The following is a 14,596-nucleotide window of genomic DNA, read 5'->3' on the forward strand; positions in this document are numbered from 1 at the left end:
AAGTTGTGAAGTTAAGAAAATGTCTAGATCGAGTGATCACATTTGTTCGGGTGCGAGAGGATGAGTGGATGACGACGCCTGAGACGAAGCGTGACGAGGACGCCGTCCGCCGGTACGTCGAGAGCCTCGGCCTGGTGCTCTCGCAGATCGGCATGCAGCGCATGGCCGCGCGCGTGTTCGCGGCCCTCATGACCAACGACGAGGGTCAGCTGACCGCCGCCGAACTCGCGACGCAGCTTTCGGTGAGCCCCGCGGCGATCTCCGGGGCCGTGCGGTACCTGGAGCAGGTCGGGTTCGTGACGAAGGTCCGGGAGCCCGGCGAGCGCCGGGACCACTACCGGCTGCACGACGACCTCTGGTACGCGACCTTCCTCAAACGCGACCGCCTGCTGATCATGTGGCGGGACGCGGCCGAGGAGGGCATCGACGCGCTCGGCGCGGACACCCCGGCCGGGAAGCGGCTGGCGGAGATGCAGGACTTCCTGTCGTTCGTGCTCAAGGAGGTCGGCAGCCTCTACGACCGGTGGCACGAGGAGCGGGCCAAGCGCGAGGCCGGCTAGAGCCCGGCGATCAGGGCTTTCGCGACGCGTCCGGCGATCGCCGGACCGCTGTCGCGGTCCTCGAACGAGTCCAGGAACGCCTGCTGGAAGCAGGCGCCCAGCAGCAGGCGGGCGGCGGCTTCGAGGTCGGTGGACGCCGGGATGCGGCCGAGGCCGGCTTCCGCGCGCAGGTAGCCGGCGACGAACGTGATGGGCACTTCGGGTCCGTGCCCGGCGTCGAGTGCGGCGCGGTGGGTGCGCAGCAGTTCGCGCGAGGAGAAGATCGAGACGGAGATGGGGAAGCTCGCGCGGTAGAACTCGAGCGCGGTGCGGGCCAGTTCCGTCAGGTTCTCCTCCAGTGACGCGTCGGCGGCGTGGTCGGCGAGCCGTTCGGCGGTCGGGCCGAGCGCGGGAAGTTCCTCGCCCAAGACGGCCAGGAACAGCTCCGTCTTGTCCTTGAAGTGCTTGTACAGCAAGGCTTCCGAGTAGCCCGCCGCCTGGGCGATGGCTTTGGTGGTGGCGTGCGCGTAACCCTGTTCGCGCATCACCTTCGCCGCGGCGGCGACGAGGTCCTGGCGGCTGCCCATCGGTGCTCCTGAGCATGCTCTCAGCGTGGTGAGTGTTTACTCACCCTACCCGGTGAGTAAACACTCACCCCTACTGGGAGGAGGCGCCATGAAGATCACCGTCCTCGGCGCGAGCGGGCGCATCGGCACCCTGGCCGTGCGCGACGCGCTGGCCCGCGGCTGGCACGTGACGGCCGTGGTGCGCGACCCGGCTCGGCTGTCGGTCGCGAGCCACCCACGGCTCGACGTCGCCGTCCACGCGCTAGACGACCCGGCGCTCGCGTCGGCGCTGCAGGGCCGCGACGCCGTCGTACTCGCGCTGGGCGCCCGCGATCGGCGGCCCACCACGGTGAACGCGGACGGCGCCCGCGCGGTCGTGTCCGCGCTGCGCGGCTCGGACACGCGCTTCGTCGCCGTCAGCGCCGCCGGCCTCAAGACCGACGGCGACGGCTTCGTCACCCGGTTCCTGGTCAAACCCCTCCTGGGTGCGGTGTTGCGCAACGGGTTCGCTGATCTGCTGGTGATGGAATCGACGATCAAGGCCGCCGACGTGGCGTGGACGATCGTGCGCCCGCCGCGCCTCACCGACGGCCCCGCCACGGGCCGGGTTCAGGTCAACACGGCCGGCCCCGTGCGCGGCAGCTTCAGCATCAGCCGCGCCGACGTGGCCTCGTTCCTCCTCGACGCCGCCGACGCTACCGGCCTGGTCCGCACCACGGCCGCGATCGCCCGCCGGTGAGCCCTGGCTCGCGAGCGCGGTCGTCGCCGTGCCGCGCCAGGTCGAGCCCGGGCCCGCGGTCGGCCGGGCAGTAGCGGCCCGGGCGGGTGTAGCGCGCGAGGTCGGGTTTCGTCACCCGGGCGCCGAACTCGACGTCGACGCCCACGCGGTGGGTCACCCGGCCATCATGGCGGTGTCCGGCGGACCAGGCGTATCGGACCCGGTAGTGCTTGATGCCGTTGAGCCAGCTCGAAACGCAGCCGCTGCGGCGGGGTGGCCTCGGAGACGCCGGGCATGACGTCGGCGATGCGTGGCGGTGCGCTGGAACGCCACGACGGGCGTGGCCGAGCGCACGATCTCGTCGGGCGCGGTCTCGGGCCGGGCCTCGCGGTAGGCCGCCCACTGCCCGGGGTGGTCGAGTGGGCCCTGGTTGTCCACAACTCGCCTGCCCTGTGGACAACTCGCCTCGACGGCCCTGGTCGGCCGGCGCTCGTGATTAAGGTCGGCGACATGGCAGTTCTCCGCTTCCTCCTGTTCGCCGCGCTGGCCCCGCTCCTGGTGGTGCAAGCCCTGCGCACCCGGCGTGGCACGCCCCGCCTGCCCGGCGCCGGCGGTCCGGCCTCGGGTGTCACCGGCTCCGGTCCGGATTTCCGGCTCGCCGTGCTGGGCGAGTCCACTGTGGAGGGAGTCGGCGCGCGCACCCACGAGGAGGGGCTGACGGGCCGGCTGGCGGAGCTGATCGCCGGCGGCGGGCTCCGGGTCCGCTGGCAAGCGGTCGGCCGGACGGGCGCGTCGGCCGCCGTCGTCAGGCGGGAGCTGGTCCACCGGCTGGCGCCCGCGGACCTCGTCGTCATCGCGCTCGGCGTGAACGACACGCTCGAGCTGCACTCCGCGGCCCGGTTCCGGCGGGACCTGCTCGGTGTGGTCGTCGACGTCCGGCGCCGGCTCGGGCCCGTGCCGGTGGTGCTGGCGGGGGTGCCGCCGATGGGGAGCTTCCCGGCGCTGCCGCGGCCGCTGCGGGACGTGCTGGCCGCGCGGTCGGCCGCGCTGGACCGGGCGGCGGCGGAGCTCGCGCGGCTGCCGGGGGTCACGTACGTGGCGATGGCGCCGGGGCTCCTGCACGACGGGACGTTCGCGGCGGACCGGTTCCACCCGGGCCCGGCGGGGTACCGCGAGTGGGCGGCCACGCTCGTCGCCGCGCTACCGGCCGGCACCGGAGCCGAGCAGTCACAGGAGCCGTGGCGACCGCGGTGACCAGCACGGATGGAACCTGTGGGAAAAAATCCGCTCTTCGTGTATCTGGCGGCACCGCCGTTGCGTCTTATGGGGCAGCCGAGGGAAACGGAGACGCAGATGCCGCACGAATCCGACGAAGAGAATAAGGCGAACCCGGCCGCGGTTCCGCCGGTCACCACCGGCACGCAGCCGACCGCGCCGGGTGGTGGCACGACCACGCAGCCCGACGGTGCCCACGATCCCTACGACGACCCGGGCACGGCCAAGTAGGTGAGACCGGCGGTGTCCGGGGGCCGCGGGGGCTCCCGGACACCGTCTGCCGGGCGGGTTCAGGGGAGGAACCGCCCGGCTGGGTCCGAGGGGAGCGGACCTGAAGGAGAGGGAGGGGAGCGCCGGCCGGTGCGGGTGTACGCCCGTGCCGGTCGGTGCACGGCCCGGACCGGACTACTGAGACGACCTGAGTAAGTGACGCGATGCATCCCAGCCCTGCCTGCGCCCTCCTTCCCCGGGAAGGACGACCGGCCACACCGCCGCCGAACCCAAGACGCCTCCCACCCGAGGCAGATACGGTGACCGACGTGCAAACCACCGAGGTAGACCCGCCATGGGAAGGCCTGACCGGCGTCGACCTGCACGCTGCCTGCATGGAGGCGGCGCGGGCCGGTGACCGCCGGGCGATGGCGAAACTCGTCGACGAGCTGACGCCGCTCCTCTGGCACGTCGCGCGCGCGAACGGCCTCGACCGCCAGGTCGCCGAAGACGTCGTGCAGACCGTGTGGCTCGCCTTGTTCACCCAGCTGGACAAGCTGCGCGACCCGCGCGCGCTGGCCGCCTGGCTGATCACGACCACGAGACGCGAAGCCGCCCACCCGTTCGGGCGCCGCGTCCAGCCGGTGCCGCTCAGCGACGAGGTCGCCGCGAACATCGAAAGCACCCACCCCGCGCCCGAAGAGGAAGCCGTTCGCGCCGACAACGACCGCCGGGTCTGGCGCGCCTTCCTCCGGCTGCCCACTCGCTGTCAGGAGCTGCTCCGCCTCACCGTGCTCGCCGGCCGCGCCGAATACCAGGCGGTGGCCGAGGCGATGCGCATGCCGCGCGGCAGCATCGGACCCACCAGGGGTCGTTGCCTCGACTCGATGCGCGATCTCCTCGCAGGAGAAGGGGGAGGGCGATGAACGACATCGGTACGCCGGGAAGCGGCAGCGCGCTGCCGGACGACGAAACGCTGCTCGCCGATCTCGGCCGGTTCCTCGACGAACTGGACCCGCCGCCGGACGACCTGGTGCAGCGGGTTCAGTTCGCGCTCGAACTCGAGAACCTCGACGTCGAGGTCGCGCGCTGGGAACGGCTCAACGAGCTCGCCGGCGTCCGCAGCACGGCCACGGGCACGATCACCTTCACCGTCAGCGACCTGACAGTGATGATCAACCTGACCCGCATCGGCAAGCTGCACCGGATCGACGGCTGGCTCGCGCCCGCGGGCGAGTACGAGGTGGAGGTTCGCGTGGCTGACGAAGGTACGTACTCCACCGTCGCCGACGAAGGTGGCCGGTTCGTGCTCGAAAACGTGCCGTCCGGGACCACGCAGATCCTCGTGCACCTCGGTGAGGGGCCGCGCCGCCGGACGGTGGTCACGCCCACGGTCGTGCTCTAGATCCGACCCCGGACGTTACGTGGTGTCGCGAGCGTGTGGTCCCATAGAGCGTGTGTCAGTGCCGATGCCAGTCCTCGATCGAGTGATCGCGGCAGCGACGGATTTCTACACGCGTGGCCGTGCGGCAGCGGCTGACCAGCGGCCCGGCGCCGCTGTCCGGCTGTTCCGCCAGGCGCTGAGCCGGTTGGCGCGCGCGCCCGAACCCGAAGACGAACCCGCGGTCGGTGTCACGGAGCTGCGCACCCGGGTGCTGATCAGCCTGGCCGCGGCCGAGGCCGAGGTCACGTCGACCGAAGCCGGTCTCGCGCACCTCGAAGCAGCGGAAACGGTGCGGCTGGAGCTGCCCAAAGGTGGGCTGCGCAGTTCGTTGCGCCTGATCATCAGCCTGCAGCGCGCCGTCGTGGTGATGCGCGCCGGCCGGTTCGCCGACGCGCTCGTGCTCTACGACGTGGTGCTGCCGACCATCGAGTCCGAAGTGGACGACGGGTTCCTGCTGCTCGTGCGCACGCTGAACAACCGCGCCCTCGTCCACATGGCGCTGAACAAGCCCGCCGCCGCGCACGTGGACCTCAGCCGCGCGCTCACGCTCGCCGTCGACCACGGCCACACGCTGCTCGAGGCGAAGATCCGGCAGAACCTCGGTGACCACGCCCAGCTCTTGGGCGACGTGCCGGAAGCCCTGCGGAACTACGAGGAGGCCGCTCGGCTGTTCGGCGCCGTCATGCCGGGGTCGCTGCTCGTCGTCCGGCTCGATCAGGCGCGGGCGCTGCTCACCGCGGGGCTCGGCGAGGAAGCCGCGCGGCACCTCGACGAGGCGCTGCCCCAGCTGCGGGCCAACGGCTCGGGCCAGCACATCGCGGAAGCCGAGGTCGCGCGAGCGGCCGCCGCGCTGCTGGAGGGCGACTTCGCGCTGGCGCGGAAGTTCTCGTCCGCCGCGCGGCGCCGGTTCCTGCGGCGCGGCAACACCACGTGGGCCGAGATCGCGGGCCTCGCCCGGCTGCGCGCCGACGCCAACGAGGTCCTCACCACGCATGACGCCCGCTCGACGCCCCGGCTGCCCGCCGAGCTCGTGGCGCTCGCCGAACGCCTGTCGGCGCTGGGGGTGCGGGACGAGGCGGCCGTCGCGCGGCTGCTGGCGGTCCGGCTTCTGCTGCGGCGCGAGGAGATCGACGAAGCGGCCGAGATGCTGGCGCGGGTGCCGAAGCCGCGCGAAACGACCCCGATCGACCACCGGATGCTCTTCCGCCTCTGCCGCGCGGAGGTGGCCGTCGCGACGGGCCGGCCGCGGGCGGCGCTGGCCCAGGCCCGCGCCGGCCTGCGGGAGCTCGGCATGATCCGCGACCGCATGGGCGGGCTCGACCTGGTGTGCGGCACGGCCGTGCACGGCGAAGAGCTCGGCCGGCTGGCGATGCGGCTCGTGCTGCGCCGCGCCCGGCGCAACGCCGCGGGCGCCCGGCGCATGTTCGCGTGGCTCGAGCGCACGCGCGCGCAGGTGTACCGCTACGAACCGCTGCCGGTGATCGAGGATCCCGTGCTGTCGCAGCACATCACGGAGATGCGGCACCTGCAGCGCACCATCCAGCGCGCGCGGCTCGACGGTGAACCCGTGAAGGTGCTGGAGCAGCGCTACTCCGCGCTGCAGCACGAGGCGAGCCGGCTCGGCTGGTACACGAGCCCCTGGGGCCGGCCGCGGCCCGTCGCGACGCCGGACGAGGTCGTCGAGCAGCTCGGCGACCGCGTGCTGGTGAGCCTGGTGCCCTACAACGGGCAGCTCTACTCCGTGGTCGTCGACCGCGGGTCGTTCCGGCTGCTGAAGCTCGGGCCGTACCACGACATCGTCGAGACGGCTAAGCAGCTGCACGCCGACCTCGACGCCCTCGCGCCCGACCACCTGCCGCCGATGCTCGCGGAGACGGTGGCCGCCTCCGCGGTCCGCCGCGCCGACAAGCTCGACGCGCTGATCTCCGCGTCGCTGGTCAAGACCCTCGACGACCGCGAGCTCGTGATCGTCCCCATCGGACAGCTGTACGCGATGCCGTGGGGCGCGCTGCCTTCGCTGCGCGGGCACCCGGTGTCGATCGCGCCCTCGGCCACGGCGTGGATCGCGGCCAAACGCGCCGCCGACACCGGTCCGGTGCTGCTCGCGGGCGGCCCCGGCGTGCCCGGCGCCGTCGGCGAGGTGAGCAAGCTGCGCTCGGTCTACCCGGACGCCCGGCTCGTCGAGGGCACCGACGCCACGAGCACCACCGTCCTGCAGGCGCTCGACGGCACGCGGCTCGCGCACCTCGTCGCGCACGGGGCGCACGAGCCCGCCAACGCCCTGTTCTCCCGCCTGGAACTGGTCGACGGCCCGCTCTTCGCCCACGAAACCGCCCGCCTCTCGCGCCCTCCGGAGCGGGTGGTGCTGGCCGCCTGCGAGCTCGCCATGAGCCACATCCGGCCCGGTGAGGAAGCTCTCGGCTTCGCCGGCACGCTGCTCGCGAGCGGTTCCCACACCGTCATCGGCGCGGTCGCCCGCGTCGGGGACCGAGCGGCGGCCGACACCATGGCCGACCTGCACCGCCGCCTCGCCGAGGGCACACCCCCGGCGCTGGCGCTGGCCGAAGCGATCGCCGTCGACCCCCTGCGGCGCCCGTTCGTCTGCCTCGGCGCGGGTTAGGCCAGGAAGTCGGCGAGCGGCACCGGCGTCAGGCCGTCCTTCTTGGCCTCCGCGAGGAATGCTTCGTAGTCTTCCTTGAACGTCTTGCGGAAGTGCATGAGCACGATGTCGCCCGGCCGCAGCTTGGTCCCGACCTGGAACTGCACGTGGCCGTCGTTCACCGCGGCGCTCCACAGGACCGCGACGCGCATGCCGCACAGCGCGGCGGCGTGCAGGGTGTTCTGGTCGTAGTTGCCGAAGGGCGGGCGGAACAGCACGGGCCGCACGCCGAGGTCACGCTGGAAGTCGGTGGCGTCGTCGCAGATCTCCTTCTGCTGGAACGCCACAGGTTTGCCCTTGAGGTTCGGGTGGTCGACCGTGTGGTCGCCCAGCACCGCGCCCGTCGAGTCCAGAATGGACTTGAAGTACGCTTCGTGGCCCTTCACGTACTTCTCGTTGAGGAACAGCACCGGGTGCCCGCCCGACTGCTGGATCAAGCCCTGCGCCGACGGGTCCTTCACGGCGCCGTCGTCCACGGTGATGAAGACGTAGGGCTTGGTCGTGGTGATCCGCCGGACCACACCGACCTTCCCGTCGGCGATCGCGGGCGCTTTCTGCTGCGCCGTCCCGAACGCGTACGGCGCCGGTGGCCCGGTGGGGTGCTGCGCGCGGGGCGCGGGGTTCACCTGGCTCGGCGGCGCGGGCGCCGGCGCCGGCCCGGAACAGGAGACGACGAACGCCGCCAGCGCGAACAGTGCGGCCACCCCGGTCGAGCGCTTCACCATGCGGATCACACCCGGCAAGACGTCCGCACGGCGGCCGGAGTTGAACCGCTGTGGCCCAGCGCACGTGGTCAGCGCCCGGTGTCGGCCGCTTTGACCAATTGTGCCGAGAGGAACCGGATCGCGGTGCGCAGCGCGGCGAGCGCGAGGGGCCCGGTTCCGGGCACGGATTCGGTGAAGGATCCCGTCCAGCGCAGGTCCGTGCCGCCCGCGGTGTTCGGGGTGAAGAACACCTCCGCTCGGTAATCCCGCACCGGTCCGGATTCGGCGAACGTGTAGACGTGCCGGCGGTCGAGGTCGTATTCGACCGTTTTTTCCCGCAGCAGCACCGGCCACAGGCCGACTTCGCGGATCGCGCCGACGCCGTTCGGGTTGTCGTCGCCGCGGCGCGCCCACCGCGCCTGCACGATCAGCGGCCGCCCCCACGTCGACCACAGCGGACCTTCGGTCTCCAGCCGGAACAGCGTCTCGGGCGGCGCGGTGCTCACGCGGTTGACTTCGAACGAGAACCTGCGACGTGGCATCGCTGCCCCTCCCGGCTTGTTGACAGGATGATAATTAAGCTCAGTGGCTCAGCGTAGGTCAAGATGGGTGCGTGAGCCGCCCCGACTTCGCCGCACCGCACTGGCTGGTCCAGCTCCTCCGGTCGAAACCGGTCCCGATCCCGTGGAACATGGTCGCGCGCGCCGTCGTCGCGCTCGCCACGCCGCTGGCCGTCGCGTACGCGGCGGGCGACATCGGCGTGGGCGCCCTCATTTCCACGGGCGCGCTGCCCGCCGTCCTGTCCGAGGCCGCCGGGCCGTACCGCTACCGCGCGCGCCGGCTGGGCGGTGCGACGCTCGCGGCCGCCGCCGGGTACCTCGTCGGGCTGCTGACGGGCGGCATGCCCGCGTGGTCGATCCCGGCGGTCGTCGTGATCGCCGCGGTGTCGGCGTTGATCAGCGCGGCCGGCAGCAAAGCTTCGGTGGCGGCGCTGCAGATGTTCGTGTTCTGCGTGCTCGGCACCGCGCAGCACGCGACGGGCCTGAAGGTCGAGGAGCTGTTCGGCTTCTTCTGCCTCGGTGCGGCGTGGAGCCTGTTCGTGGCGCTCGTGACGTGGACGGTCCGCGGCACGAGCCCCGAACGGCAAGCGGTGGCGCAGGTCTACATCGAAATCGCGGCCATGCTCTCGGCCACCGACGAGCCGACGTCGCGCGTCGCCCGCAACCAGCTGACCACGGCCATGAGCACGGCCTACGACCGGTTGCTGACCGCGCGCTCGTGGCTTTCGGGCCGCGACGCGGCGTACCGGCAGCTGCTCAACCAGCTGTCCGCGACGACGCCGGCCGTGGAAGCGTCGGTGGCGATGGTCAACGCGGGGCACCAGCCGCCGCAGGAGGTCCTCGACTACCTCACGGCCGCGGCCGCGTCGGTGCTCGCGACCCAGCCGCTGCCCGCGCCGCCGCCGATGCCCGAGGACGACCTCGACCCGGTCGAGTCCGCGCTCTACGCGGGTCTCGCGCGCATCGAAAAGGGCGACGACCGCCAGCGCCGCAAGCCCGCCTCGCCGTGGCGGCGCTTCCGAGAGTGGCTGGGCTCGCTCGCGTCCGGCCCGTTGACCTGGCTGGCCGCCCTGCGGTTGACGCTCTGCGTGACGGTGGCCGAGTTCGTGGCGCTGCTGGTGCCGTTCGAGCGGTCGTACTGGATCGTGCTGACGGTCGGCGTCGTGCTGAAACCGGACTTCGGCTCGGTGTTCGGCCGCGCGGTGCTGCGTGGCCTGGGCACGATCGCGGGGGTCGGGATCGGCGCCGTCGTGCTCGCGATCGGCGCGCGCGGCTGGGTGCTCGTGGTGCTGATCGCGCTGTTCGCCGGCGGTGCCGCGGTCGGGAAGGTGCGCAACTACGGGATGCTCGGCACCTTCGTGACGCCGCTGATCATCCTGCAGATGGACCTCGCGCAGACGGGCAGCTGGTCGGTGGTGCTGGCGCGGCTCGTGGACACGGTCACGGGCTGCGTGATCGTGCTGCTGATCGGCTACCTGCTCTGGCCGGGCTCGCGCCGCCCGAAGGTCGGGGGCCGGCTGGCCGACAGCTTCGACACCGTCGCCGCGTACGTGCGGGCCGCCCTCGTGCTCACCTCGACGAGCGAGGCGCGACTGGCCCGCTCGCGCGCCCGGCGCGCCGCGTACCGGGCGCTGGCGGACCTGCGCACCGCGTTCCAGCAGGTGATCGTAGAGCCCTCGCCGGCCGGACGGCACGCCGTCGCGTGGTGGCCGGTGATCGCGGGTCTGGAGCGCGTGACGGACGCGGTGACCGAGGTCGGGGTGACGCTGGGGCGCGGCGTGCCGGCCCCGTCGCCGGCGGAGATCACGCTGCTCACGGACGCCTTGGCCGAGCTGGCGGCGGCCGTGCGCGAGCAACGCGAACCCGCGTCCGTGCCCCTGCCCGACAGCGCCCGGCTCTCCGGCGTCGTCGACCAGCTCGGCTCGACGTTCGACGCCGTGCGCGGTCCGGACTTGGTGGAGAGCGCGCCGCTGGGCCTGGTGCGCCGGTTCCTGCCCTACCACCGGCGCACCTGACGGCGTCCTACTGCTGCTGCGGGGGCTGCTCGCCGCCCTCGTCGGGCTTGCCGGCGAGCTTGCCCAGGAAGTCCTTGGCCTTCTCCACGCCGCCGTCGATCTGCGAATCGTGGCCGCTGATCTTGGACTTCGCGAAGCCGGCCGCCTTGTCGAGACCGTCTTCGATCTTGCCGCTGTTGTCCCGCAGGGCGTCGGTGGCTTTGTTCTTGATCTCGTCGAAGTTGATGCCCATCGTCGTTCGCTCCCCAATCCCGGAATCGATCCACGTCCATCGTCACACAACGGACGGCACTGGCAACTCCGGCAAATTCCCGGATCACTCCGGATCGGGGTCAGTTCACCTCGCCGACGGCGACCCCGTCTTCCAGCCCCGTGATCCGCCCGCCCCGCTCGCCGACGCCGATCAGCGCGTCGCGCGCGTCCGGGGCGTCCAGCGTGATCCGCACGCCCGAGCGGGCGGTGTCGCGGGCGGCGGCGAACGCCAGCGAACCCTCGTGGCCCGCCTTGATGGTCGCGGCGAGGCCGCCCGTGGAAGCGAGCGAGCCGCGGGCCGCGCCGAGGCGGCCGAGGGCCTCGTCGACGATCGGGAGCAACGCGTCGCGGTTGCCTTCGGTCATGGCGCGGACCAGCTCGGGGTTGGACGCGGCCACGCGGGTCCCGTCGCGGTACGAGCCGGCGGCCAGCGACATCGCGAGCGGCCCGCCTTCGGCGCCGATGGTGGCGAGGATGGCGGCGAACAGGTGCGGCAGGTGGGAAATCCGGGCGACGGCCTCGTCGTGCGAATCGGCGGGCAACGGCACGGCGACGGCGCCCACGTCGAGCACCAGCCGCGTGACCTCGGCCCACGCGGTGAGGTCGGTGTCCTCCTCGACGCCCACGACCCACGCCGCGTCCTTGAACAGCGAAGCGTCGCCCGCGCGCCAGCCGGATTCGGCGGTGCCGGCCATCGGGTGGCCGCCGGCGTAGCGCGTGTACGGCGCGCGCCGCCGCACCGCGTCGAGCACCGGCGCCTTGACGCTGACGACGTCGGTCAGCAGGCAATGCGGAGCGTGCTGCGCGACGAGGCGCAGCAGGTTCTCGATCGCCGGCAGCGGCACGGCGAGCACGATCAGCGCGTCTTCGGCCGCGGCGCGGTGCAGGGCCGCTTCCACGTCGGTGGTCACGTCGTAGCCGGCGCGGCTCGCGGCGTCGGCGTCCACTTCGGACACCGCGGCGCCCCACGTGGTCCTGCCGGTAGCCACGCTCGCGCGCAGCAGCGACCCGCCGATGAGGCCCAGCCCGATCACGCACACATCTCGCACGGGGCTCATCCTGCCAGTGGGCGCAACCGGCTACAGCGTGGCCGCCAGGCGGGTGCCCTGGTCGATGGCGCGCTTCGCGTCGAGTTCGGCGGCCACGTCGGCGCCGCCGATGAGGTGCACGGGTGTCGAGCCCAGTTCCGAAGCCAGGTCCCGCACGGGCTCCTGACCGGCGCACACCACCACCGTGTCCACCTCGAGCAGCCGCGGCTCCCCGTCGACGGTCACGTGGAGACCCGCGTCGTCGATCCGCTCGTACGTGACTCCCGAAATCCGCTCGACGCCCTTGGCCTTCAGCGCCGCGCGGTGCACCCAGCCCGACGTCTTGCCCAGCGCCGCGCCGATCGGGGTCTTCTTGCGTTGCAGCAGGTAGACGTGCCGCGGCGACGGCGCCGGCCGCCGCTCGGTGAGCCCGCCGGGCGCCAGCGCCGGATCCGTGACACCCCACTCGGCCAGCCACTCGTCGCGGTCGGCCGAAGCCGACGTGAGGAACTCGCTCACGTCGACCCCGATCCCACCGGCCCCGATCACCGCGACCCGCGACCCGACCGGCGCGCCGCGCACGACGTCCACGTAGGACCGGACCTTCGGGTGGTCGATCCCCGGCAGCTCCGGCACCCGCGGCGCGACGCCCGTGGCCAGCACGACCTCGTCGAACCCCGCCAGATCGGCGGCGGCCGCGCGCCGGCCGAGGTGCACCTTCACGCCGGTGACCTCCAGCCGCCGCGCGTAGTAGCGGATGGTCTCCGCGAACTCCTCCTTGCCCGGGATGCGCCGCGCGAGGCCGAACTGGCCGCCGATCTCGTCGCCCGCCTCGAACAGTTCGACGCGGTGACCGCGCTCGGCCAGGGACGTCGCCGCCGCGAGTCCGGCCGGGCCGGCGCCGACCACCGCGACGTGCTTCACGCGCCGCGTCGGTGCCAGCACCAGCATTGTCTCGTGCCCGGCGCGCGGGTTAACCAGGCAGGACACCTCCTTGCGGCTGAACGCGTGGTCGAGGCAGGCCTGGTTGCACGCGATGCACGTGTTGATCTCGTCGTCGCGCCCCTCCGCCGCCTTCCGCACCCACTCCGGGTCCGCGAGGAACGGCCGCGCGAGCGACACGACGTCCGCGTCACCGCGCGCGAGCACCTCTTCGGCGACCTGCGGCAGGTTGATCCGGTTCGACGTGACCACCGGGATCGACACGTGCGGTTTGAGCTTCGCCGTGACCCACGTGAACGCCGCGCGGGGCACGGACGTCACGATCGTGGGCACCCGCGCCTCGTGCCAGCCGATGCCGGTGTTGATGATCGTCGCGCCCGCGCCTTCGACCTCGCGGGCCAGCGCCACGACGTCGTCCCAGCCCTGGCCGTCTTCGACGAGGTCGAGCATCGACAGCCGGTAGATCAGGATGAAGTCGCGGCCCACCTTCTCGCGCGTGCGCCGCACGATCTCGACGGCGAACCGGCGCCGCTTCTCCGGCGAGCCGCCCCAGGCGTCGGTGCGTTTGTTGGTGCGCTCGGCCAGGAACTGGTTGATCAGGTACCCCTCGGAGCCCATGATCTCGACGCCGTCGTACCCCGCTTCCCGGGCGAGCGCGGCACAGTCGGCGAACGCGCGGATCGTCCGCTCGACGCCGTTCCCGGTGAGCGCCCGCGGCCGGAACGGGTTGATCGGGGCTTTCAGCGCCGATGCCGACACGCTGAACGGGTGGTAGGCGTAGCGCCCGGCGTGCAGGACCTGCAGTGCGATCTTGCCGCCCTCGTCGTGGACGGGTGCGGTCAGCTGCCGGTGCTGCCGCGCCTGCGCGCTCGTCGTGAGCTTCGACGCGAACGGCGCCAGCCTGCCCGTGCGGTTCGGCGCGAACCCGCCCGTGACGATCAGGCCGGCACCGCCTCGGGCGCGTTCGGCGTAGTACTCGGCCAGGCGCGGGAAACTCGCCGCCCGGTCTTCGAGGCCGGTGTGCATGGAGCCCATGAGCACGCGGTTGCGCAGCGTCGTGAAGCCCAGGTCGAGCGGTTCGAGCAGGTGCGGGTACGGCGTCATCGGGGGTCCCCTGCGTCCTCGCCGGTGAGTGCGGTCAGGACTTCGTCGAGCCAGTCGACCTGGCCCTCCTCCGCGCGGATGCCGCCGCGCAGCACGAGGTACTGGTGCCGCGCGCGCCCGCGCAGCCCGGCGGGGGAGGGGAAGTCGCGTTTCTCGATCTGGCGGTAGGCGTCGAGGCGTTCGGCGTGGGCCGCGCGGTGGCGGGCGAGCTCTTCGGCGACAGCTTTCCCGGCACCGTAGGAAGCCCCGCGCAGCTTCACCGCCAGCTCCTGCGGTCCGGCCGAAGGGTTCGGCTCCGCCAGCCACCGCCGCAGCTCGGCGCGGCCTTCGGCGCTGACGGTGTGGACCTTCTTGTCCGGGCGCCCCTCCTGCGCGACGGCTTCGACGGCTACCCAGCCGGCGTCCTCCATGCGTTTGAGCACCCGGTAGATCTGCTGGTGGGTGGCGCTCCAGAACAGGCCGATCGACTTCTCGAAGCGGCGCGCGAGCTCGTACCCCGAGCCCGAGCGTTCGGACAGCGAGACGAGGATCGCGTGCTCCAGTGCCATGGCGAGCATGGTGCTATGCAACTAGGTGCAGT

At 72.5% G+C, this 14,596-nt stretch carries 16 protein-coding genes and 1 pseudogene; 8 read left to right on the forward strand and 9 right to left on the reverse strand.

Features of this window, described 5'->3' with window-relative positions; genetic code table 11:
• The first annotated feature begins 68 nt into the window (after nucleotides 1-68).
• Nucleotides 69-560: a GbsR/MarR family transcriptional regulator gene (locus tag ACIA77_RS00230; RefSeq protein WP_395883568.1), complete on the forward strand. Its 492-nt coding sequence runs from the start codon at nucleotides 69-71 to the stop codon at nucleotides 558-560.
• On the opposite strand, the gene ACIA77_RS00235 is transcribed toward ACIA77_RS00230, so the two are convergent.
• Complete coding sequence (locus ACIA77_RS00235; RefSeq protein WP_395883569.1) at nucleotides 557-1,126, reverse strand: TetR/AcrR family transcriptional regulator; 570 nt, start codon at nucleotides 1,124-1,126, stop codon at nucleotides 557-559. The genes ACIA77_RS00230 and ACIA77_RS00235 overlap by 4 nt on opposite strands.
• A gap of 88 nt (nucleotides 1,127-1,214) precedes the next feature.
• Here ACIA77_RS00235 and ACIA77_RS00240 point away from each other — a divergent pair, with 88 nt between their 5' ends.
• Nucleotides 1,215-1,844 carry an NAD(P)-dependent oxidoreductase gene (locus ACIA77_RS00240; RefSeq protein WP_395883570.1) on the forward strand — a complete coding sequence of 210 codons (630 nt, stop codon included), beginning with the start codon at nucleotides 1,215-1,217 and terminating at the stop codon, nucleotides 1,842-1,844.
• Here ACIA77_RS00240 and ACIA77_RS00245 read toward each other — a convergent pair.
• Together ACIA77_RS00245 and ACIA77_RS00250 are read right to left on the reverse strand one after the other, a co-directional pair.
• Complete coding sequence (locus ACIA77_RS00245) at nucleotides 1,801-2,001, reverse strand: hypothetical protein (RefSeq protein WP_395884336.1); 201 nt, start codon at nucleotides 1,999-2,001, stop codon at nucleotides 1,801-1,803. The two genes, ACIA77_RS00240 and ACIA77_RS00245, sit on opposite strands and share 44 nt — an antisense overlap.
• A 30-nt stretch (nucleotides 2,002-2,031) precedes the next feature.
• Nucleotides 2,032-2,243: pseudogene (locus ACIA77_RS00250) on the reverse strand (hypothetical protein); the annotation flags it as partial.
• Between the two features lie 90 nt (nucleotides 2,244-2,333).
• Here ACIA77_RS00250 and ACIA77_RS00255 point away from each other — a divergent pair.
• The 5 genes from ACIA77_RS00255 to ACIA77_RS00275 all read left to right on the forward strand — a co-directional run bounded on the left by ACIA77_RS00255 (nucleotide 2,334) and on the right by ACIA77_RS00275 (nucleotide 7,372).
• Nucleotides 2,334-3,077, forward strand: coding sequence for an SGNH/GDSL hydrolase family protein (locus ACIA77_RS00255; protein WP_395883571.1), 744 nt, complete (start codon nucleotides 2,334-2,336; stop codon nucleotides 3,075-3,077).
• Between the two features lie 99 nt (nucleotides 3,078-3,176).
• Nucleotides 3,177-3,329 carry a hypothetical protein gene (locus ACIA77_RS00260; protein ID WP_395883572.1) on the forward strand — a complete coding sequence of 51 codons (153 nt, stop codon included), beginning with the start codon at nucleotides 3,177-3,179 and terminating at the stop codon, nucleotides 3,327-3,329.
• A gap of 299 nt (nucleotides 3,330-3,628) precedes the next feature.
• On the forward strand, nucleotides 3,629-4,234 hold the full coding sequence (locus ACIA77_RS00265; RefSeq protein WP_395883573.1) for an RNA polymerase sigma factor: 606 nt from the start codon (nucleotides 3,629-3,631) through the stop codon (nucleotides 4,232-4,234).
• The gene (locus tag ACIA77_RS00270) at nucleotides 4,231-4,713 is read left to right on the forward strand and encodes a carboxypeptidase regulatory-like domain-containing protein (protein ID WP_395883574.1); all 483 of its coding nucleotides are present in this window, start codon (nucleotides 4,231-4,233) and stop codon (nucleotides 4,711-4,713) included. Before ACIA77_RS00265 ends, ACIA77_RS00270 begins: the two co-directional genes overlap by 4 nt.
• Nucleotides 4,714-4,777: 64 nt before the next feature.
• Nucleotides 4,778-7,372, forward strand: a complete 2,595-nt coding sequence (locus ACIA77_RS00275; protein ID WP_395884298.1) for a CHAT domain-containing protein — start codon at nucleotides 4,778-4,780, stop codon at nucleotides 7,370-7,372.
• Here ACIA77_RS00275 and ACIA77_RS00280 read toward each other — a convergent pair.
• Nucleotides 7,369-8,136 (reverse strand): polysaccharide deacetylase family protein, encoded by a 768-nt coding sequence (locus ACIA77_RS00280; RefSeq protein WP_395883575.1) that lies wholly within the window; start codon nucleotides 8,134-8,136, stop codon nucleotides 7,369-7,371. The genes ACIA77_RS00275 and ACIA77_RS00280 overlap by 4 nt on opposite strands.
• A gap of 68 nt (nucleotides 8,137-8,204) precedes the next feature.
• Nucleotides 8,205-8,657 carry an SRPBCC family protein gene (locus ACIA77_RS00285; RefSeq protein ID WP_395883576.1) on the reverse strand — a complete coding sequence of 151 codons (453 nt, stop codon included), beginning with the start codon at nucleotides 8,655-8,657 and terminating at the stop codon, nucleotides 8,205-8,207.
• Between the two features lie 71 nt (nucleotides 8,658-8,728).
• On the opposite strand from ACIA77_RS00285, the gene ACIA77_RS00290 reads away from it, so the two are divergent.
• Nucleotides 8,729-10,690, forward strand: coding sequence for an FUSC family protein (locus ACIA77_RS00290; protein ID WP_395883577.1), 1,962 nt, complete (start codon nucleotides 8,729-8,731; stop codon nucleotides 10,688-10,690).
• A 7-nt stretch (nucleotides 10,691-10,697) separates the two neighbouring features.
• On the opposite strand, the gene ACIA77_RS00295 is transcribed toward ACIA77_RS00290, so the two are convergent.
• From ACIA77_RS00295 to ACIA77_RS00310, 4 genes are all read right to left on the reverse strand, one after another.
• Nucleotides 10,698-10,922, reverse strand: coding sequence for an antitoxin (locus ACIA77_RS00295; RefSeq protein WP_395883578.1), 225 nt, complete (start codon nucleotides 10,920-10,922; stop codon nucleotides 10,698-10,700).
• 100 nt (nucleotides 10,923-11,022) lie between these two features.
• A complete protein-coding gene (locus tag ACIA77_RS00300) occupies nucleotides 11,023-12,000 on the reverse strand; it encodes a prephenate dehydrogenase (RefSeq protein WP_395883579.1) in 978 nt (325 codons plus the stop codon).
• A 21-nt stretch (nucleotides 12,001-12,021) separates the two neighbouring features.
• Nucleotides 12,022-14,016 (reverse strand): FAD-dependent oxidoreductase, encoded by a 1,995-nt coding sequence (locus ACIA77_RS00305; RefSeq protein ID WP_395883580.1) that lies wholly within the window; start codon nucleotides 14,014-14,016, stop codon nucleotides 12,022-12,024.
• Nucleotides 14,013-14,564: a PadR family transcriptional regulator gene (locus ACIA77_RS00310; protein WP_395883581.1), complete on the reverse strand. Its 552-nt coding sequence runs from the start codon at nucleotides 14,562-14,564 to the stop codon at nucleotides 14,013-14,015. Before ACIA77_RS00310 ends, ACIA77_RS00305 begins: the two co-directional genes overlap by 4 nt.
• Nucleotides 14,565-14,596: the final 32 nt, after the last annotated feature.

This window comes from Amycolatopsis sp. NPDC051903 (genome assembly GCF_044452505.1).
Classification (GTDB): domain Bacteria; phylum Actinomycetota; class Actinomycetes; order Mycobacteriales; family Pseudonocardiaceae; genus Amycolatopsis.

What these genes read in the sequence shown, in the direction of transcription:
- ACIA77_RS00275 (WP_395884298.1), top strand. Translation starts at nt 4,778, where the DNA reads ATGCCAGTCCTCGATCGAGTGATCGCGGCAGCGACGGATTTCTACACG.
- ACIA77_RS00255 (WP_395883571.1), top strand. Translation starts at nt 2,334, where the DNA reads ATGGCAGTTCTCCGCTTCCTCCTGTTCGCCGCGCTGGCCCCGCTCCTG.
- ACIA77_RS00260 (WP_395883572.1), top strand. Translation starts at nt 3,177, where the DNA reads ATGCCGCACGAATCCGACGAAGAGAATAAGGCGAACCCGGCCGCGGTT.
- ACIA77_RS00295 (WP_395883578.1), bottom strand. Translation starts at nt 10,922, where the DNA reads ATGGGCATCAACTTCGACGAGATCAAGAACAAAGCCACCGACGCCCTG.
- ACIA77_RS00235 (WP_395883569.1), bottom strand. Translation starts at nt 1,126, where the DNA reads ATGGGCAGCCGCCAGGACCTCGTCGCCGCCGCGGCGAAGGTGATGCGC.
- ACIA77_RS00285 (WP_395883576.1), bottom strand. Translation starts at nt 8,657, where the DNA reads ATGCCACGTCGCAGGTTCTCGTTCGAAGTCAACCGCGTGAGCACCGCG.
- ACIA77_RS00310 (WP_395883581.1), bottom strand. Translation starts at nt 14,564, where the DNA reads ATGGCACTGGAGCACGCGATCCTCGTCTCGCTGTCCGAACGCTCGGGC.
- ACIA77_RS00270 (WP_395883574.1), top strand. Translation starts at nt 4,231, where the DNA reads ATGAACGACATCGGTACGCCGGGAAGCGGCAGCGCGCTGCCGGACGAC.
- ACIA77_RS00280 (WP_395883575.1), bottom strand. Translation starts at nt 8,136, where the DNA reads ATGGTGAAGCGCTCGACCGGGGTGGCCGCACTGTTCGCGCTGGCGGCG.
- ACIA77_RS00230 (WP_395883568.1), top strand. Translation starts at nt 69, where the DNA reads ATGACGACGCCTGAGACGAAGCGTGACGAGGACGCCGTCCGCCGGTAC.
- ACIA77_RS00240 (WP_395883570.1), top strand. Translation starts at nt 1,215, where the DNA reads ATGAAGATCACCGTCCTCGGCGCGAGCGGGCGCATCGGCACCCTGGCC.
- ACIA77_RS00300 (WP_395883579.1), bottom strand. Translation starts at nt 12,000, where the DNA reads ATGAGCCCCGTGCGAGATGTGTGCGTGATCGGGCTGGGCCTCATCGGC.
- ACIA77_RS00305 (WP_395883580.1), bottom strand. Translation starts at nt 14,016, where the DNA reads ATGACGCCGTACCCGCACCTGCTCGAACCGCTCGACCTGGGCTTCACG.